The sequence below is a fragment of the Streptomyces sp. NPDC052036 genome, assembly GCF_040680495.1.
In the GTDB taxonomy this organism is placed as follows: domain Bacteria; phylum Actinomycetota; class Actinomycetes; order Streptomycetales; family Streptomycetaceae; genus Streptomyces.
Window position 1 is genome coordinate 319,657 of the sequence record NZ_JBFAWW010000003.1, and the last position, 18,703, is coordinate 338,359.

General features: G+C 71.1%; 15 protein-coding genes, 2 tRNA genes and 2 pseudogenes. 11 read left to right on the forward strand and 8 right to left on the reverse strand.

Annotation, left to right across the window (positions count from 1 at the left end; translation table 11 throughout):
• Positions 1 to 277 precede the first annotated feature (277 nt).
• The 4 genes from AB0L95_RS07755 to AB0L95_RS07770 all read right to left on the reverse strand — a co-directional run bounded on the left by AB0L95_RS07755 (position 278) and on the right by AB0L95_RS07770 (position 2,214).
• Positions 278 to 478: a hypothetical protein gene (locus AB0L95_RS07755; protein ID WP_365158503.1), complete on the reverse strand. Its 201-nt coding sequence runs from the start codon at positions 476 to 478 to the stop codon at positions 278 to 280.
• Between the two features lie 48 nt (positions 479 to 526).
• Positions 527 to 748, reverse strand: coding sequence for a CarD family transcriptional regulator (locus AB0L95_RS07760; protein WP_365158506.1), 222 nt, complete (start codon positions 746 to 748; stop codon positions 527 to 529).
• A gap of 285 nt (positions 749 to 1,033) precedes the next feature.
• A complete protein-coding gene (locus AB0L95_RS07765) occupies positions 1,034 to 1,255 on the reverse strand; it encodes a hypothetical protein (protein WP_365158509.1) in 222 nt (73 codons plus the stop codon).
• An 83-nt stretch (positions 1,256 to 1,338) separates the two neighbouring features.
• The gene (locus AB0L95_RS07770; protein ID WP_365158512.1) at positions 1,339 to 2,214 is read right to left on the reverse strand and encodes a bifunctional DNA primase/polymerase; all 876 of its coding nucleotides are present in this window, start codon (positions 2,212 to 2,214) and stop codon (positions 1,339 to 1,341) included.
• Positions 2,215 to 2,581: 367 nt separating this feature from the next.
• Between AB0L95_RS07770 and AB0L95_RS07775 the strand changes: the two genes are divergently transcribed.
• The 6 genes from AB0L95_RS07775 (at position 2,582) to AB0L95_RS07800 (ending at position 8,151) form a co-directional block, all read left to right on the forward strand.
• The gene (locus tag AB0L95_RS07775) at positions 2,582 to 2,893 is read left to right on the forward strand and encodes a hypothetical protein (RefSeq protein ID WP_365158515.1); all 312 of its coding nucleotides are present in this window, start codon (positions 2,582 to 2,584) and stop codon (positions 2,891 to 2,893) included.
• Between the two features lie 196 nt (positions 2,894 to 3,089).
• The gene (locus AB0L95_RS07780; protein ID WP_365158517.1) at positions 3,090 to 4,073 is read left to right on the forward strand and encodes an OB-fold domain-containing protein; all 984 of its coding nucleotides are present in this window, start codon (positions 3,090 to 3,092) and stop codon (positions 4,071 to 4,073) included.
• Positions 4,074 to 4,081: 8 nt separating this feature from the next.
• Complete coding sequence (locus AB0L95_RS07785) at positions 4,082 to 4,507, forward strand: MaoC/PaaZ C-terminal domain-containing protein (RefSeq protein ID WP_365158520.1); 426 nt, start codon at positions 4,082 to 4,084, stop codon at positions 4,505 to 4,507.
• The gene (locus AB0L95_RS07790) at positions 4,504 to 5,670 is read left to right on the forward strand and encodes a lipid-transfer protein (RefSeq protein ID WP_365158523.1); all 1,167 of its coding nucleotides are present in this window, start codon (positions 4,504 to 4,506) and stop codon (positions 5,668 to 5,670) included. The genes AB0L95_RS07785 and AB0L95_RS07790 overlap by 4 nt, the downstream gene beginning before the upstream one ends.
• A gap of 151 nt (positions 5,671 to 5,821) precedes the next feature.
• On the forward strand, positions 5,822 to 6,385 hold the full coding sequence (locus AB0L95_RS07795; RefSeq protein WP_365158526.1) for a SigE family RNA polymerase sigma factor: 564 nt from the start codon (positions 5,822 to 5,824) through the stop codon (positions 6,383 to 6,385).
• A gap of 89 nt (positions 6,386 to 6,474) precedes the next feature.
• Positions 6,475 to 8,151: a long-chain fatty acid--CoA ligase gene (locus AB0L95_RS07800; protein ID WP_365158529.1), complete on the forward strand. Its 1,677-nt coding sequence runs from the start codon at positions 6,475 to 6,477 to the stop codon at positions 8,149 to 8,151.
• Positions 8,152 to 8,292: 141 nt separating this feature from the next.
• Here AB0L95_RS07800 and AB0L95_RS07805 read toward each other — a convergent pair whose 3' ends face one another.
• Both AB0L95_RS07805 and AB0L95_RS07810 read right to left on the reverse strand, forming a co-directional pair.
• The gene (locus AB0L95_RS07805) at positions 8,293 to 12,480 is read right to left on the reverse strand and encodes a PAS domain-containing protein (RefSeq protein WP_365158532.1); all 4,188 of its coding nucleotides are present in this window, start codon (positions 12,478 to 12,480) and stop codon (positions 8,293 to 8,295) included.
• A gap of 188 nt (positions 12,481 to 12,668) precedes the next feature.
• Positions 12,669 to 13,148, reverse strand: coding sequence for an SSI family serine proteinase inhibitor (locus AB0L95_RS07810; protein ID WP_365158535.1), 480 nt, complete (start codon positions 13,146 to 13,148; stop codon positions 12,669 to 12,671).
• A gap of 352 nt (positions 13,149 to 13,500) precedes the next feature.
• Here AB0L95_RS07810 and AB0L95_RS07815 point away from each other — a divergent pair.
• A tRNA-Ser gene (locus AB0L95_RS07815) sits at positions 13,501 to 13,591 on the forward strand.
• A 226-nt stretch (positions 13,592 to 13,817) separates the two neighbouring features.
• Positions 13,818 to 13,890: transfer RNA gene (locus tag AB0L95_RS07820), tRNA-Arg, on the forward strand.
• Between the two features lie 306 nt (positions 13,891 to 14,196).
• Here the strand turns inward: AB0L95_RS07820 and AB0L95_RS07825 are convergent.
• Both AB0L95_RS07825 and AB0L95_RS07830 read right to left on the reverse strand, forming a co-directional pair.
• Positions 14,197 to 14,325, reverse strand: a pseudogene (locus tag AB0L95_RS07825) (protein kinase); the annotation flags it as partial.
• Positions 14,326 to 14,604: 279 nt separating this feature from the next.
• Positions 14,605 to 15,000 (reverse strand): annotated as a pseudogene (locus AB0L95_RS07830) (replication initiator); the annotation flags it as partial.
• Here AB0L95_RS07830 and AB0L95_RS07835 point away from each other — a divergent pair.
• The 3 genes from AB0L95_RS07835 to AB0L95_RS07845 all read left to right on the forward strand — a co-directional run bounded on the left by AB0L95_RS07835 (position 14,999) and on the right by AB0L95_RS07845 (position 18,469).
• On the forward strand, positions 14,999 to 16,759 hold the full coding sequence (locus tag AB0L95_RS07835; protein ID WP_365158538.1) for a trypsin-like serine protease: 1,761 nt from the start codon (positions 14,999 to 15,001) through the stop codon (positions 16,757 to 16,759). The pseudogene AB0L95_RS07830 and the gene AB0L95_RS07835 sit on opposite strands and share 2 nt — an antisense overlap.
• A 338-nt stretch (positions 16,760 to 17,097) precedes the next feature.
• Positions 17,098 to 17,985, forward strand: a complete 888-nt coding sequence (locus AB0L95_RS07840) for a hypothetical protein (protein ID WP_365158541.1) — start codon at positions 17,098 to 17,100, stop codon at positions 17,983 to 17,985.
• Positions 17,957 to 18,469: a hypothetical protein gene (locus AB0L95_RS07845; protein WP_365158544.1), complete on the forward strand. Its 513-nt coding sequence runs from the start codon at positions 17,957 to 17,959 to the stop codon at positions 18,467 to 18,469. The genes AB0L95_RS07840 and AB0L95_RS07845 overlap by 29 nt, the downstream gene beginning before the upstream one ends.
• Positions 18,470 to 18,703 lie beyond the last annotated feature (234 nt).

Below are 18,703 nucleotides of genomic sequence, written 5' to 3' on the forward strand. Positions count from 1 at the left end.
CGGCGTTGATCAGTGCGTGTGGCCAATCTGCGGCCGGTCCGGCCAAGGGAACGGCACCGACCCGAGAACCAGGGCGCGCCCTCACGCGTGATTGATCCCTTGGCTGAGCGAGCCCCGGCCGGCTGAGCGTCGGCGGCGCCGCAGGAGCGGCAGCGCGACGACGACAGTCACGGGCAACGGGGCTGTATGAGACGGAAACTGAGACGGCCGCACTCCTCAACCGCAGCACCGGAGACGGCCCCCGGCCGACTGTCGGGACCACCGTCACCAGTGGGACCTAGGCCGCCTCGGATCGGGCCGCACGCGGGGCCGATGCGGGCTCCTGGGCATCGTCGAGCAGGAAGGTCTCGTCTTCCCCGAAGTCCGGGGCCTGGAAGGGATTTGTCGCCGGAGGCGGCGACGCCGCGGCGGAGCGGCGGGGTTGCCCTTCCAGGGCGGAGAACAGCGACGTCAGATCGATGAGAGGTCTCTCTTTCATGACAGGTCCCCGAAGGGGCCTGGTGTGCCGTGACCGGGCACAGCGGTCCTACAGTTTGGTCATCTTGGCGTACGGGCTCAAGATCCGCATTTGCGTCGACCCGAAATCCACGAGTGCCGCGATTCCGTCCTCGATACCGATCACCCGGCCGAGGCCGTACATGTCGTGTGTGACCCGGTCGCCCACGTTGAAGTGCTTGGGAGCAGGCGCGACCGGGGCCTTGAAGGGGCTGGTAGGCAGATGACGCTTCGGTGCAGCAGGCTTTGTCATTGTCCTCAGTATGCGCCCTTGTGCGCCCCGTTCGCTGTGGTCGTCGGCACAGATCACGACGGCAACAACCGTTTTGCGGGCGAAGTTGGGCGATCATGGTCTTGACCTGCGGATTCCCTCCGGGAAGTGCGCGGCCCCGCGCTGGACGAGGTTCTCGGCATTCTCGGAGACCGCGCCCCGCAGTTGATCCCCCCGGAGGGAGAGGAAACCTGACATCCGTCGTGGCGCGAACGACTCGACGGAGGGCACCCCTTCCGTCAGCGCGGGGTCATCACGGCCCCCGGCTCAGCCGCTTCGCGGTCGAGCGGCTCTGATGCGCCGGGCGAATCGACGCCCGGCCACCCAGAGATCGCACAGGAACACGGCCGCCCCCAAGAGGGGCCAGCCCACGGACCCTCCGGCGCGGTAGGTGTGGATGCCGACCATCAGCAGCGCCACCCCCAGGGCCACGCCCAGCAGGTCGACGACGAGGTCCAGCAGCCGGACGGCCTTCGGAAGGGTGAGCACGACCGGATCATGGCAGGCAGGAGGCTCGCCGCCAAGGGGGCAGTTGCCCTGTCGTCGGGCATCTGCCGTGCGCCGCACCCTCGTCATCCGGACCGCTGCCCCGTCATCCGCGCCGCCGACGCGACCGTCGAGCGGGCCTCGCGCTGGGTGAGGCCGGTGCGGATCGCCGCGTCGACCAGCGCGGGGGCGAGGTCGGGGCCGATGCCGTTCTCGTACGCCCGGCAGGCGGCCCAGAAGAGGCGGGTGTTGCGCTGGCCCTGATGTGCGGCGAGGACGAACTGGACCAGGCCCTGGCCGTGTCGCCCGGTCGACGAGGGCGTGGTGTGCCGGGTACGCGGCGGGGGCGTGAGGAGGTGCAGCAGGGCGGGCGGACAGGGCGCGGGCGCCAGGTGCGCGGTGCCCGGCGCCGTGTCGTACGCGCCGTGCTCGGTGCGTGAGCCGGGGCCGACCAGATAGCCGCCGGCGCCCCGCACGTCGATGCCGGGGGCCAGACGGCTCGCCGAGTTGGGGACGACGACGTCCGGCGGCCCGCTCAGCCACAGGTGGCGGCCGCCGCTCGGGGTCAGGACGACCACCGTCTCCGGGATGGTGAACAGATGGCGCAGCGCCAGTTCGCGCAGGGCGGCCGAGGAGTCGGTACCGGACTTGGTGTCGAGGTCGATGCCGATCAGATGGTGGGGGCGCAGTCCGCAGGCGATGCCGTAGCCGGTGGCCCAGGGCGCGGCGGCGAACAGCGCGCGGATGCGGCGGGGGTCGGTCGTGGCGTCGTAGACCCCGTGGCCGAAACGGCCGCACTCGCCGTGGCACACGGCGGCCGTCGGATCGGGGTCTTCACGGTGGGGGGAGCGCAGGGCGGGCAGTTTCGTCCGGGACAGCGGGATCACCGCCAGTCCGCGTTCCGCGGCGGACAGGGCATGGGCCAGGGCCAGGGTGGTGGCCTTCCGGTCGGTGGTGGCCATGGCTCTATGTTCGTATGTATGTTCGAAAAAGGGAAGGGGGAGTCGGTGCCCGACGGGCTGTGCCGGGGCGGTCTCCACCCCTGACGGGTCGGGTTCGGCCCTTGGGGCGTACGGAATCGGACGGCCTCGGCGCGTGCCCGTCGCGGCGGTTGGCGCGGAAGTGTCGCGAAAGGGGTTTATCAGCCGCTCCTCACGCTTAGGGGCGAATCACCGGTTCCGGGGAGATTTGCCGATGGCGCGATGGGCAACTCTGGAGGCGCGACGTCGTGCACCGTCCGAGGCGGTCGGCCAACTGCCTTGGCGCAAGCCGTACTTCACGTACGCACCGGCCACCCGGCCGGTGCGTACAGGGTTCTGGAGGAAACACATGGCAAGCATCCGTACCGCCCGCGTCCTCGCCGCCGTCGCGGCGCTCCCCCTCGCCGCCACCCTCTTCGCGGGTGTCGCCTCGGCGGACAACGGGGCCCTCGCGGGCGACGGATCGAACGCGGCGGCGGCGAGCATCGTCGGCAGCGGGGTCGGCCACGACAACAACGGCAACTCGTCCACCACACAGCAACAGGCGGTCGGCACCGGTGCCTCGAACCAGAGCAACACGGCCCAGGTGAACCGCTCCGCGTTCACATCCATCAACCAGCGGAGCCAGACCGTGCTCATCCACTTCACCCGTCTGTGGTGAGCGAGGGGCCGGCGCGCCGTCGCCGGTCCTGATTGCGTCTGTGTGCTTTCTGGGGTCATCACACATCCGCGCGGCGGTACTTCGGTGCCGCCGCGCGGACGTTTTCCGGTGCCCACGCGCGCGTGCCCGCCCGTCTTGACAGCCCGCGGCATCTGACGGACAGTCAGAAAGTCTTGCTCCGGGAGAGGGGGAGCCGATGGACGACGCGGGCGAGGGTGCGTTCGCCGCGCGGCTGAAGGCGTACGAGGGTCGGCCGGCCGCGGTCGCGGGCGTCGGCAAGGACCGGGTCAACGCGCCCATGATCCGGCACTGGTGCGAGGCGATGGGCGACACCAATCCCGCGTACACCGGCCCGGACGCCATCGCCCCGCCCACCATGCTCCAGGCGTGGACGATGGGCGGTCTCAGCGGGCACACAGGACGCACGGGGGCGTACGACGAGCTGCTCGGACTGCTCGACGAGGCCGGTTGTACCTCGGTCGTCGCCACGGACTGCGAACAGGAGTATCTGCGCCCGCTGCGGCCCGGCGACGAGGTCGCCTTCGACGCGGTGATCGAGTCGGTCTCGGACCGGAAGCGGACGAGACTCGGCGCGGGCTACTTCGTGACGACGCGGACGGATGTACGGGTGCACGGGGAGCGGGTGGGGACCCACCGGTTCCGCATCCTCAAGTACGCACCCGAGCACGTGCCCACGAGGAACGCGCCCATGAAGAACGCCCCCGCGCACGACAGGCCCGTACAGGACAGGCCCGCTCACGACGAACCCGCCCATCGAAGGCCCCGCCCAGTGATCAACCGGGACAACGCCGGGTTCTGGGAGGGCGTGGCCCGGCACCGGCTGCTGATCCAGCGGTGCACCGGCTGCGGCGCCCTCCGCTTCCCCTGGCTGCCGGGGTGCCACGCGTGCGGCTCCCCCCACTGGGACACGGTCGAGGCGGGCGGGGCCGGGACGGTCCACTCGTATGTGGTCATGCACCATCCGCCCTTCCCGGCCTTCTCCCCTCCCTACGCGGTCGGCCTGATCGAGCTGGCGGAGGGCGTGCGGATCGTCAGCAGTGTGATCGGGGTGCCGTGCGACAAGGTGCGGATCGGCATGCCGGTCCGTCTGGAATTCGTCCGGTACGACGACGCGTTGGAGCTACCGGTGTTCCGGGCCCAGGACGGGAACGGGGGCTGACCGCCGCGATGGACAGCGAGACCGAACCGGACGCGCGGATACGTCCGGGAACGCGGCTGCCCCCGCTCACGATCGAGATCACGCGCACGCTGATCGTGGCCGGGGCGATCGCCTCCCGTGACTACCAGGACGTGCACCACGACGCGGAGCTCGCCCGCCGGAAGGGCTCCCCCGACATCTTCATGAACATCCTGACCACGAACGGCCTGGTCGGACGGTATGTCACGGACCACTTCGGTTCGGCGGCGGTCCTGCGCAGGGTCGCCATCCGGCTCGGCGCGCCCAACCATCCGGGGGACACCATGGTGCTGACCGGCACGGTCGAGGAGGTCGACGGGGACACCGCGACGGTGCGGGTGGTCGGGGACAACGGCATCGGCCGGCATGTCACCGGCACGGTCACCGTCACCCTCCCGGGCGGGGGCGCCCGGTGAGCGCCCGGACGCGGGACGCCCTCGGCGGACGGGCGGCGATCGTCGGGATCGGCGCGACCGAGTTCTCCAAGGACTCCGGCCGCAGCGAGCTGCGGCTGGCGGTGGAGGCGGTACGGGCCGCGCTGGACGACGCGGCGCTGTCGCCCGCGGACGTCGACGGCATGGTCACGTTCACGATGGACTCCAGCCCCGAGATCACCGTGGCCCAGGCGGCCGGGATGGGCGAGCTGTCCTTCTTCTCGCGGATCCACTACGGGGGCGGGGCCGCGTGCGCGACGGTCCAGCAGGCCGCGCTCGCGGTGGCGACCGGGGTGGCCGAGGTCGTGGTCTGCTACCGCGCGTTCAACGAACGCTCCGGCCGTCGCTTCGGCGCGGGGGTGCAGCACCGGGAGCCGTCGGCGGAGGGGGCGGCGCTGGGCTGGTCGCTGCCGTTCGGGCTGCTCACCCCGGCGTCCTGGGTGGCGATGGCGGCCCAGCGGTACCTGTACGTCCACGGGCTGACCCCGGAGGTGTTCGGCCAGGTGGCCGTGGTGGACCGCCGGTACGCTGCGACGAACCCGGCGGCGTACTTCCACGGCCGCCCCATCACCCTCGCCGACCACGCGGCCTCCCGCTGGATCGTGGAGCCGCTGCGGCTGCTCGACTGCTGCCAGGAGACGGACGGCGGTCAGGCGCTGGTGGTCACCTCCGTCGAGCGGGCACGCGATCTGCCGCACCCGCCCGCGGTGATCACGGCCGCCGCGCAGGGCGCGGGCCGCGCCCAGGAGCAGATGACGAGCTTCTACCGGGACGACCTGACCGGGCTGCCGGAGATGGGTGTGGTGGCCCGTCAGCTGTGGCGGACGTCGGACATGGGGCCCGCGGACATCGACGTGGCCGTCCTCTACGACCACTTCACGCCGTTCGTGCTGATGCAGCTGGAGGAGTTCGGGTTCTGCGCACCGGGCGCGGCGGCGGACTTCGTGGCCTCGGGGACCCTGCCGCTCAACACCCATGGAGGGCAGCTGGGAGAGGCGTATCTGCACGGGATGAACGGCATCGCGGAGGCCGTGCGCCAACTGCGCGGCTCCGCGGTGAACCAGATCCCCGGCGCCGCCCGCACCCTGGTCACCGCGGGCACCGGTGTCCCCACCTCCGGCCTGATCCTGACGGCGGACGGCTGAGGCGTCCCTCAGGGGTGAACCCTCAGACGTGTGCACCGGCTCGTCCACCTTCAGGAGGTGGGGACGGCCCCTCGCATACAACCTGAGGGGGAGACGGCTTCGGGACCTGCGGCCGATCCGCCGCACGGGGTGGCGAACCTAGCGTGGAGCCATGACCACACCCGTCTGCACCAGCGCTCCGAACGCCGCTGCATCGGCGAGGCAGACCTTTCCCTATCCGTCGTTCTCGTCGTACGTCCAGGCACGCCAGCCGGTGCTGCTGCGTACCGCCCGCTCGCTGACCGCGAACCCGAGCGACGCGGAGGACCTGCTGCAGACCGCCCTGGCCAAGACCTATGCCGCATGGGAGCGGATCGAGGACCATCGCGCGCTCGACGGGTATGTGCGCCGCGCGCTGCTCAACACGCGGACCTCGCAGTGGCGTAAGCGCAAGGTCGACGAGTTCGTCTGCGACGAGCTGCCCGAGCCGGAGGGGTTGCCCGCGACGGACCCGGCCGAGGAGCAGGCGCTGCACGACGCCATGTGGCGGGCGATCATGAAGCTTCCGGCGCGTCAGCGGGCGATGGTGGTCCTGCGGTACTACGAGGACCTCAGCGAGGCCCAGACGGCCGAGGTGCTCGGTGTCTCCATCGGCACGGTGAAGTCCGCGGTGTCCAGGGCCCTGGGCAAGCTCCGCGAGGACCCTGAACTGGAGCCGGTGCGTTGGGCATCATGACCGGAACCTGATCGATCATGCCGGGGAGTAGTGACATACCGCGTGGTATGTGCGCAGAATCAGCGCAACCCCCTACCACCGCGTAGGCAATGTCGCCCCGGGAGGACGCCGTGCAGAGCACGATGCAGGACGTACCGCTGCTGATCTCGAGGATCCTGACCCACGGGTCGACGGTCCACGGATCGTCTCAGGTGACCACCTGGACCGGTGAGGGCGAACCACATCGCCGCTCCTACGCCGAGATCGGCGCCCGCGCGGCCCAGTTGGCCCACGCCCTGCGCGAGGACATCGGCGTCCGCGACGACGACCGGGTCGCGACCCTCATGTGGAACAACGCCGAGCACGTCGAGGCGTACTTCGCGATCCCCTCCATGGGCGCTGTTCTGCACACCCTCAACCTGCGCCTGCCCGCCGAGCAGTTGGTGTGGATCGCCAACCACGCTGCCGACCGGGTCGTGATCGTCAACGGCTCCCTGCTGCCGCTGCTCGCCCCGCTGCTGCCGCATCTGAAGACCGTCGAGCATGTGATCGTGTCCGGCCCGGGAGACCGTTCACTGCTCGCCGACGTCTCTGTCCGGGTGCACGAGTACGAGGACCTCCTCGCCGGCAAGCCGACCGCCTACGACTGGCCGGAGCTGGACGAACGCCAGGCCGCCGCCATGTGCTACACCTCCGGCACCACCGGCGACCCCAAGGGTGTCCTATACTCCCACCGGTCCGTCTACCTGCACTCCATGCAGTGCAACATGGCCGAGTCGCTGGGCCTGACCGACGAGGACACCGCGCTCGTCGTGGTCCCGCAGTTCCATGTCAACGCCTGGGGCCTGCCGCACGCCACCTTCATGACCGGCGTCAACCTGCTCATGCCGGACCGTTTCCTGCAGCCCGCGCCGCTCGCCGAGATGATCGAGAAAGAGCGGCCGACCTACGCCGCCGCCGTCCCCACCATCTGGCAGGGCCTGCTCGCCGAGCTGACCGCCCGTCCCCGGGACGTCGCCTCCCTCGGCCATGTCACCATCGGCGGTTCGGCCTGCCCGCCCTCGCTCATGGCGGCCTTCGACAAGCTCGGCATGCGCGTCAACCACGCCTGGGGCATGACCGAGACCTCCCCGCTCGGCACGGTGGCCCGGCCGCCCGCCCACGCGGTGGGCACGGACCAGGAGTTCGCCTACCGGCTGACCCAGGGACGCTTCCCGGCCGGCGTCGAGGCCCGTCTCACCGGTCCCGGCGGGGAGCGGCTGCCCTGGGACGGGGCGTCCGCGGGCGAGCTGGAGGTGCGCGGACCGTGGATCGCGGGCGCGTACTACAACGGCCCCGACGCTGAGCCCCTGCGCCCCGACGACAAGTTCAGCGAGGACGGCTGGCTCAAGACCGGCGACGTCGGCACCATCAGCGCCGACGGCTACCTCACCCTCACCGACCGCGCCAAGGACGTCATCAAGTCCGGTGGCGAGTGGATCTCGTCGGTCGACCTGGAGAACGCGCTGATGTCCCACCCGGACGTCACCGAGGCCACCGTCGTCGCCGTGCCCGACGAGAAGTGGGGCGAGCGCCCGCTGGCGATCGTCGTGCTGCAGGAGGGCTCCACCGCGGACTTCACCGTCCTGCGGACCTTCCTCGCCGAGGAGGCGAGGATCGCCAAGTGGCAGCTCCCGGAACGCTGGACGATCCTCGGGGCCGTGCCCAAGACGAGCGTCGGCAAGTTCGACAAGAAGCTGCTGCGTCGGCAGTACGCGGCGGGCGAGCTGGACGTCACGCGCATCTAGGGCCGGGCGTAGGCCCGTTGGATGAGGATGTGGGGCGCTGTTTCACGTGAAACAGCGCCCCACACGACGTATGAGCCGTTAAATCCCTTTCGGGAGACCTCGGTTGGTGCCGATCGGTCGCTACTGATCATCCGGCACTGATCAGTTGGTGCCGACCCGCGCCAGCAGATCCACGATCCGGTCCTGCACCTCGGGGCTCGTCGAGCGCTCCGCCAGGAACAGGACCGTCTCCCCCGAAACCAGCCGGGGCAGCTCGGCCTGGTCCACGGCCGCGGTGTACACGACGAGCGGGGTGCGGTTGAGCAGGTTGTTCGCGCGCAGCCAGTCGACCACCCCGGCCTGCCGGCGGTGCATCTGCATCAGATCCATCACCACCAGGTTCGGCCGCATCTGCGCCGCCAGCGTGACCGCGTCCGCGTCCGACGCGGCCCGCGCGACCTGCATGCCCCGCCGTTCCAGGGTCGCCGTCATGGCCAGCGCGATCTCCGCGTGCTCCTCGATGAGCAGCACCCGCGGTGGGTGCTGCTCGGAGTCGCGCGGGGCGAGGGCCTTCAGGAGTACGGCCGGGTCGGCGCCGTACGCCGCCTCGCGCGTCGCCTGCCCGAGCCCCGCCGTGACGAGCACGGGGACCTCGGCGGCCACCGCCGCCTGACGCAACGACTGGAGCGCGGTCCGCGTGATCGGGCCGGTGAGCGGGTCGACGAAGAGGGCGGCCGGGAAGGCGGCGATCTGCGCGTCGACCTCCTCACGGGAGTTGACGATGACGGGCCGGTAGCCGCGGTCGCTCAGCGCCTGCTGGGTCGTCACGTCCGGCGCGGGCCACACGAGCAGCCGACGCGGGTTGTCGAGCGGCTCCGGGGGCAGCTCGTCGTCCATCGGCCGTGACTGGGGCTGGTCGGCGACCTCCACGGCGCCACCGGGACCGTCCAGCGGCTCGGGACCCTCGGCGGCGTTCACATCCGGAGCCCCTATGGCGTACGACCGTCCGCCGCCCTCGGTGGTGCCGGCCAGACGGGACTGCCCGGTCGGCGAGGGCTGCGGCGGGAGTGGAGCCGTGGGGGACTGGGGATGCGGACGCGCCGCCGTCTCCGGGCGCTCGCCCGCGGGTTCCGGAGGCGTGCCGAGCTTGCGGCGACGCCCCGAACCGTTCGACGCGTGCGGCGGCGGCGTGGACGACTGGGAGCGGGGCTGGGTTCCCGGCTGGGCCGCCCCCTGACGCGCGAAGGGCACGCCCTGTCCGAGCGTCCGCACGCTGATCGCCCGCCCCTGCGTCGAGTTGGAGTCTATGGGCGCGGCGGCCTCGGCCGGCAGCGGCTGGGCGGCCCGTGGCTGGGCGGCGCGCTCCGGAGGCAGGGGTGTACCCGCCGACGGCGTGGGCTGCGGCAGCGGGATCCCGGCCCCCGAGGTCTTACCCGAGCCGGACCAGGCCCCCGGCGGGGAGGTCCGCGGAGGTACCGGGGTCCCGGGCGCGGGCTTGGCCTGGGCGGGCACCATCGGCTGGGGGGCGGACTGCGCCTGCGCCGCGGGCCGCGGAGCGGCGGAGGGCTGACCAGGGACGGACTGACCGGCTACGGCGGCGGGGGCCGGCCGACCCGGTACCGCGGGCACGGGCCCAGGCGCGGGCCGGTCACCGCCGCCGGACCTGTCCGCTCCCGCCTGGAGCGGATAGGGCTGCCCAGGGAGCCCCGGTTGCGTCTGCGCCGGAAGCCCCTGCGGGGGCATGGCCGACGGAGGCGCAACGGGCGCGGGCGTGCCGAGGGCCGGCACGGGGCCGCCCTGTACGGGCACACCTTGGGCGGGCACGGTCCCGGGGGCGGCCGCCCCGTCCGGGGCGGTCGGCTGCTGCCCGGGTGCGGCGGCCGGACGGGCGCGGCGGCGGCCCGTGGGCGTGGCGACCGGGTGCGGCTGCGGCGGGGTGTGGTCGTCGGCCGGGCCGTGCGCCACCGCGTCATGGCGGCTGTCGTCCACAGGGCCGGGAGCGGGGGCGAGGGCGGCGGGGGCGGGCTGCTCCGCAGTGCGGTCCGCCTCGGCCGGCGGCAGCGCGAACACGGGCCGGGGACCGGAATCCGCGGCGGCGGCCCGCTCGTTCGCGGCGGCCAGGGCACGCCGACGGCGTTCGGTCGCCGCTGCGGCATCGGAGTCCTGGGGGGACGGTGCGTCGGGGGCCGCGGGCAGCGCCGGCGGCAGCGCCTGCGGCTCGTTGTCCCGGCGGGCGCGACGGCCGGCGGGCACCGGCACCCCCTGTGGCGGTACGGCCTTGCCGAGTCCGCTGGCCGATGCGGGGGCTCCGGCGGCATGCTCCGCCGCGGTCACCACCGAGCCCTCGGACACGCCCTCGGCGGGGTTCGGCCGCCCGCGCCGCCGTCCCGTGCCACCGGAAGCCGGGGCGTCCGTCGCGTTCTCGTCCTCGGCGGTCTGCGCCGGAACCGACGCCTCGGTGGCCGGCTCCTCCGCCGCGCGCCGCCTGCGCCGCCCGGTGGGCGCCACGGCCGGCTCGGAGGACGGGGCGGACCCGGCGCCCACCTCGCTCCCCAGGAACGCGTCCACGGACGACCGGCGGGCCCGCCGCCGGCCGCCGCTCTGCTGGGCGGGCTGCTGCTGCGACTGCGTGCTCTCGGGGCCGGGTTCCACCGCAGCGATCATCACCGGCGCAGGCGTGACCGTCCCGGCCCCGCCGCCGAGCGGCACCTCGAGCACATACGCGCTGCCGCTCATCCCCGGCACCTCGTGCGTCTGCAGCACACCGCCGTGCGCACGCACGATCCCGGCGACGATCGGCAGGTGCACCGGGTCTCCCCCGGCGTACGGGCCGCGCACCTCGATGCGTACGACCTCGCCGCGCTGCGCGGCCGCCACGACGACGGTGTTGTCCAGGTAACCGCCCGCCGAGACGGGCGCGTTGCCCGTCGCGTCGACGCCCGCCACATCCGCGACGAGATGCGCGAGCGCCTGGGCGAGCCGCTGGGGATCGACCTCGGCCTCGATGGGCGGCGCGTGGACGGCGAACTGCACCCGTCCGGGCCCGATCAGTTCGACGGCGCCGTCGACACCGGCGGCGACGACCGCGTCGAGCATGACGGCCGTCCGTACGAGCTGATCGTCGCCCGCGTCCAGCCGCTGGTAGCCGAGGACGTTGTCGACGAGCGTGGTGATCCGCGAGTAGCCAGCCGCGAGGTGGTGGAGCACCTGGTTGGCCTCGGGCCACAGCTGTCCGGCGTCGTCCGCGGCGAGCTTGGCCAGCTCGCCGCGCAGTTCGTCGAGGGGGCCGCGCAGCGACTGGCCGAGCACGGCGAGCAGTTGGTCGTGCCGGGCGCCCAAGGCCTCGAAGCGGTCCTTCTCGCGCTCGCCGAGCGCGGCGTAGCGCTCCTCGCCGGCCGCGATCTCCTCCGCGTGCCGCTCGCGCACCTCGGTGAGCTCGGCGGAGTGCTCCTCGCGCAGCCGCGCCAGCTCCTCCTCGTGCTCCTCGGTGATCCGCTCCAGCTCCTGCCGGTGCTGCTGGTCCGCGTCCTCTTTCTCCGCGACGAGCGTGTCGAGGGGGCGCCGGTCGGTGAACGTCATCACGGCGCCGACGATCTGGTCGCCGTCGCGCACCGGCGAGGTCGTCAGATCGACCGGCACCTTGTCCCCGGACTTCGACCACAGCACCTGCCCGCGCACCCGGTGCTTGCGCCCGGAGCGCAGGGTGTCGTGCAGCGGCGACTCCGAGTACGGGAAGGGGCCACCGTCCTCGCGCGAGTGCAGGACGAGGGTGTGCAGCTCCTTGCCGCCCAGGTCGCTGGCCCGGTAGCCGAGGATCTGGGCGGCGGCGGGGTTGACGAGCACGATCCGCCCGTCGGTGTCCGTGCCCACCACGCCCTCGGACGCGGCCCGCAGGATCATCTCGGTCTGCCGCTGGGAGCGGGCGAGTTCGGCCTCGGTGTCGACGGTGCCGGACAGATCGCGGACGACGAGCATGAGCAGCTCGTCGCCGGTGTAGCCGTAGCCGTCGTAGGCCTGGCGGCCGTCCTCCAGGTTGGCGCTCGTGACCTCGACGGGGAACTCGCTCCCGTCCGTGCGCCGCGCGATCATCCGGGTCGGCTTGGTGCGTCCGCGCACATCCGTGGACTCGGGGCGCCGCATGGACCCGGGGATCAGCCGCGAGTCGAACTGCGGCAGCAGGTCGAGCAGCCCGCGCCCGACCAGGGCGGTACCGGGCGTCTCGAAGGCCTCCAGGGCGATGGTGTTGGCGTTGACGACCGTCCCGTTGGCGTTGACCAGCACCAATGCGTCGGGAAGCGCGTCCAGTATGGCAGCGAGGCGAGCAGCGCCTCGGGATGGCCTGCTGCTCACGAGACGATTCCTCCCTGTTACCGCACCTTGCCCACCGCGGAGGCCATCTTGCCAACCGGCCCGCAGCGTGTCACGCGAGGGAGTCTACGGGCACCGGCCCGCCGTGCGGCGCCGGATGAGAGGGAGGTCGCACGCGGAAGTGACGCAGAAGCTGTGACCGCGCAGGTCGATGCGCGAAACCTCCGAGATCAGCTCGGACGCACCCCGGCGCCGGCCGTGGCCGAATGGTGCTCGTCCTGCGAACGCACCACCGGCAGCAGGGGGACGAGGTTGTCCCAGCGGGCCACCTGACAGCCGTCGCGGCGGTCGTACCGGGCGTCGACCGGCCGGCCGGCCCAGGTCCCGGAGACACGCGCGGTGGCCGGGCCCCCGTACTGCATGGTGCACAGGGCGCGCGGCGGCACCGGGGCGAAGGGGTCACGACCCCAGACGGTGCGCCGGTCGAGCGCGGTGCACGCGGCGGCGGGGTTCGGGTGGGTGCCGTGCGACGGGTGGCAGCGCAGCACATACGTCCCGTCAGCGCGCCCGGCGTGCCGGACGGTGATCACGAGCTGGTCGCCGCGGGGCAGGGGCGGAGTGCTGTGGGCGTTCGCCGGGGCGGGTGCTGCGACGGCGGCGAGAACGGCGACGGCCCCGAGGAGCACGGCGCGCGAGGAGAACTGGACCATGGCCTGACTAACGGTGGCGAAGCGGGACGGTTTCGGATGTGACCCGAGTGGCGCAGGTGGCTGCCGTGGCGAACCGGGAGCACGTCGACGGCGATCGCGAAGGCGCCTCGGCCTGGGGAGATCCACCTGGGGAAAGCCGAGGGGAAGCCAGGCAGAACGATCACGAAAGGCCTCCTCGACGCCCCCCGTCGCCTCCCCGATGCCACCCTCGACGGATCCCGCCCCGGATCAGCGGCCCTGTGCTTTGCCCTGTGGCCTTCCTGCCTAGTACCGTGGGGGGCGATTGGTGACAGCCCACTCGGCTGTGTCATCATCTGCACGCACCATTCGCGCTCGCGCGGACGGTTGTGCTGGAGGCGTCGCCTAGTCCGGTCTATGGCGCCGCACTGCTAATGCGGTTTGGGTCTTAAAGCCCATCGAGGGTTCAAATCCCTCCGCCTCCGCACCTCATCCCGAAGCCCCGGTCCCCGCGACCGGGGTTTCGGCGTTCCCGAGCCCGCAGTTCCAGCGTCCCCAGCTCACGGTCTCCCCACCCGCCCGCATGCCGTTTTCGCAGGTCACAAGGGGTGCACCTAATGGATTTCACATGGCGGCGGCAGTCATGTAATGTTCTTCCTGTCGCCGCGAGCGGGCCGGAAGGGCCGGGAGCGAAGACAAAAAACAGAACAAGCACTCGTAGCTTAACGGATAGAGCATCTGACTACGGATCAGAAGGTTGCAGGTTCGAATCCTGCCGAGTGCACACAGATCAGAGGCCCCGGAGAGATCCGGGGCCTCTGGCGTTTACTTCGTGGTGAAGACCAGGCCGCAGGTGTCGCGCCAGAGATCACCGGCCGCCTTCCGGTCGCCGGTCTGCTGAGCCCGGCGCATCCGATTCACCACGGCGGAACCCCAGGTGGAGGGGCAAGACCCAGGCCGCGAAGAGTGGATCTGCCGGGGCAGGGAATCGGCGAGGAGGCGTCCCGCCTCGACGACGGACCACGGCTTGATCCGGTGGCGACGCGGCTTGGTGACCTTGACGGGGCGCCGATGAACCGGCGCCTCGAGATCAGCTCAGGGCCTGGCTCACCTCATAGATGGTGGGCCTGTCCTCGGGAGCGTGGCTGAGCATGGCGTTGATCGGTTCTCCCGGCGCGCCGCGCCCCTTCACAGGGCGGCGTCTGCCGGACGAGGCAGCCGAGGAACGGGAAGCCGTACCCGCGGATCTCAAGGCCGGGGGCCGGCGGCCGGCGCATCCCCCTGGCCGAGATCGCCGGCGTACGGGGCGGTGATGACATGTGTGAGTTGGTGATCACCTTCCGCGCGCCAGGACGCTTCCAGGCCATCGTGGTGAAGCCTTTGATGCATGCAGACAAGTGGCGGTCGCTGACCGCCGGTTGAGATGCGGGACGCGCAGAAGCTCTACCGGGTGACGCCCGCACCAGGGGGTTCATGCCCAGCGGCCGGTGCGGGCTCGAGCAGCCTCGGCTTGTGCGATGCGCCAGGCACGGCGTACGTCGTGGGGTGCGCCGAGAGTGGTGGAGCAGGCGCGGGACTTGGTGGAGAAGTGGCCACGGAAGCCGAGCACCGAAGCCGACGCCGGCGAGCCCCTGTTCGCCGTACGCGGTCCCGGGCTGCCCTGCGCTGCACTTCGTCCGATGGGACGGGCACTTTGCATGATCATGGCGTGACGAATAGATGAATGAGAACCAAACATCAGTACGATCCAGCCGCTTGGCTCATTACCTTTCATCACACAGGAGACCTGAGTGTCATCTGCCAACAGAGGTCGGAAACACCGGCGTCGGGCCCGAATCGTCGCGCCGGCGGCTGTCGGCGTGTTGGTCGCCGGGGGTATCGGTACCTTCCTCATGGCACACGCGAACGCGACGGAGGCCCCGAAGACCACCCTGAGCGTCCACCACGTGCCGACCCAAGCCCAGTTGCGGGCCAGAATGCACGGCGCCGAGAAGGGTAAGCGCCTCACCACGGTCATCGCGGGGCCGGCCAAACAGGCATCCAAGGCAGCGGCACCGGGCTCCTCGACGGCCACGCCGTCGGCCTCCGCCACTCCCTCGCCGACCCCGTCGGCCACCACCTCCACGGCGCCCTCCCAGACCGTCCAACCTCAGATCATCGGCGGTCAGCCGGCCAGCTTCTCCTCGGCGCCCTGGATGGTGCAGCTGTGGTACTCCGACCCCACCACCGGGGACGGGTTCTTCTGCGGCGGCACGCTCGTGGCGCCGACGAAGGTCCTCACCGCGGCGCACTGCGTCGCCGGCTACGACTGGGCCGACAACGGTGTCGTCGTCTCCGGCAGCGCCGAGCTGCCGACCTTCGACAGCAGCGGCAACGTCACCAGCATGAACGGTGGCACGGCCAACGGCGTGCTGCGCCAGTGGAGTCACCCGTCCTTCAACTTGGCGGCCGTCAACAACGACGTGGCCGTGCTGACCCTGGACAAGCCCGTCGCGGGCAAGACGCTGCCGATCACCTCCGCGACCGACACCACGTCGTACACGGCCGGCACCAAGGCCACCGTCTACGGCTGGGGCCGGACCAGCTCCACCAACAACAACATCTCGCAGATGCTCCAGACGGCGACCGTACCGATCGACGCCGACTCGACGTGCACGAGCTACTACGGCAGCGACTTCGTCTCCGGTCACATGACCTGTGCTGGCACCCCGGCGACCGGCTCCGACAGCGGAACCGTCGCGACCTGCAACGGCGACTCCGGCGGTCCGCTGGTGGTCGGCGGCAGGATCGTCGGCGTCGTCTCCTGGGGCGTGCAGGACTGTGTCGCCCAGGGTTCGTACAGCGTCTTCAGCAAGGTCAGCATCTACGCCACCACCATCGCCCCGCGGCTCGACGACACCGACCTGAGCGGTGACGGCCGGGCGGACATGTTCGCAAGCACCTCGGGCGGCTCGGCCTACGAGTACGACTCGAAGGGGACCAGTTTCGCCGGTCGGCAAGCGCTGGGCGGCGGGAGCTGGTCCGGCCTCAACCTGGTCCGCCAGGCCGACCTGAACCGCAACGGCTACCAAGGCTTCCTGATACGCACCACGGGTGGCTATCTGAAGTGGCGGCACATCGACCTGACCTCGGACAGCGTCGTGGACAGCACCATCGGCGGCGGCTGGAACGCGATGAAGTTCCTGACGCTCCCCGGCGACGTCAACGGTGACGGCTACTGCGACCTGGTCGCAGCGGACAGCAGCGGCAACCTCTGGCTGTACCCCGGCAACGGCAAGGGAGGGTTCGGCTCCCGGATCCAGGTCGGCCACGGCTGGAACATCTACGGCAGCAACGTCTACGGTCACGGTGACTTCACCCATGACGGCCACCCGGACCTGCTGACCCAGGACAGCTCCGGCAACCTGTGGCTGTACAAGGGCACCGGCAGCGCCACGAATCCGTTCGCGTCGCGAGTCAAGATCGGCTACGGCTACCACTACACGGCGTACGACGCCATCGGCGACGTCACCGGTGACGGCAATGCCGACCTGATCACCCGCGACAGCTCCGGCAACCTGTGGCTGTACAAGGGCACCGGTTCTGCCACCGCGCCGCTGAGCGCCCGCGTCAAGGTCGGATACGGCTACAACATCTACAGCCTCTTCGGCTGATCCGGCCGGACCTGCGGAAGAGGTCCCGGTACGCCGACGAAGGACGGGCCCGCACAACCCTTACCAGGGCGAACGCGGGCCCGTCTGTCTTCATGCGTCTGTCTTGGGCCCTTGCGACCCTCCGTGTCTCCTGCCCTGACTCGACTCCCTTCGGGGCCGGTCGGCCCCCTTCGGAAAGGCGACGACTTCATGGACTCGTCCTCCTCAAACAAACCTCGCCCCGGACGCGCCGTCACGGCGACGGCAGCGCTCGGCTTGCTGATGGCGGCCGCAGGGATCGTCCAGCCGACCGTGGCCTTGGCCGCGACGCGGGACACCCCCCGACCGCTCCCACCGACTTGAGCACGTCCCCGGTCACCTCCTGCCAAGGCGACACCATCGTGGGCGACGGCGACGTCACCCTGTACGCGAAGGTCTCAGACCCTGACGGCGGCACCCTGGGCGCCGACTTCCGCCTGTCGCCGCACGGCAGCGAATCCGGCAACGCGATCGCCAAATCGGACCCGGCGCAGCTGACGACGCAATCCGGCAGCACCGCCGTCTACATCATCCCGAAGGCCACCCTGGAGTCGGCGGCGGGCGGTTCGATCACTGAGTTCGACTGGAAAGTCCGGGCCACCGACTTCACCCGCACCGGCGACTGGTCGACGATCTGCCACTTCTCTTTCGACCCGACGCGTCCGGGTACACCCGTGATAGCCCAACCCGGGCCGTCCACCGTTGGACAGCCGTTGAGCATCGCCATCAGCGCGCCCAGTGGCGGGACCGCACCGAGCGGCTACCAGTACCAGCTCAACGCGGGTGCCCCTGCCAACGTGACCGCTGACGCCTCCGGCAACGCCACCATCACGGTCACCCCGACCAGCCGCACCCACACCCTGTCGGTCACCAGCATGTCCGCAGGAGGCAACTTCGGCGGCACGGCAACCATCACCTTCGACTCGGCCGCGCCCTCGACCAACCAGGTCGACGGGGACCTGACCGGCGACAACGCGCCCGACCTGCTCACCGTCGGCGCCCAGAACGGGCTCCCCTCGGGTCTGTGGCTGGCATCCGGCACAGACGACGGGCACGTCAGCACCTCACCGACCGACATCGGAGTCAACGGCAGCGGTCGCAACACCAACGGCTCACCGTCAGACTTCGACGGCGCGACGGTCGTCACCGGACGCTTCACGGGCGGCACCGAAACAGGACGTGCTGGTCTACTACCTTGGCGGCAATGACGTGGGCGGCGGCGTGATCATCAAGGGCAACGGAGACGGCTCGCCGCTCAACCCGGTCAGCGGGAACACTGCCAACATCCCGACCGTTGCGTTCCAGGACATCAACGGCAACAACCCCACACCCGACGGCACCACCGACTGGAGCAACTGGACCATCGCCACCATGCAACTGCCCACCAGGGGCGGCGGAAGCGGCACCGCGATGTACCTGTGGAAGAAGTCCACCGGTGAACTCGACCTGTGGGAGAACCTGGCCGCCGACCCCGACGCCGGCAACCTGACCTACACCAGCTATCTGGTCGCCACCGGGTGGAACACCGGGGCCGCACTCACCCTGCAGGCCGCCGACGCCAACGGCGACGGGATTCCCGACCTGTGGGCTGTTTCCACGGGCGGGACGGTCACTGCCAACCTGTTCACCAACCTGTCCACCACCGCCCCGGTGACGCAGACCCAGGTCACTGAGACACTCACCACCGACTGACAGCTTCTTGAAGACCGCCGTTGGGCCGCCGCCGCCGTTCGGGGATGACGGCAGCCCTGACGTCAACGACGGCACACGGAGGCGGCTGATCACGACCGTCCGCGACCAGTTCCGAGGAACGCGGATCCCCCTCCCAACGCCTCGCCCGATCCTACGGATCAGAAGGTTGCAGGTTCGAATCCTGCTGAGTGCACAACAGTTCAGGGGCCCTGTGGAGTGATCCACAGGGCCCCT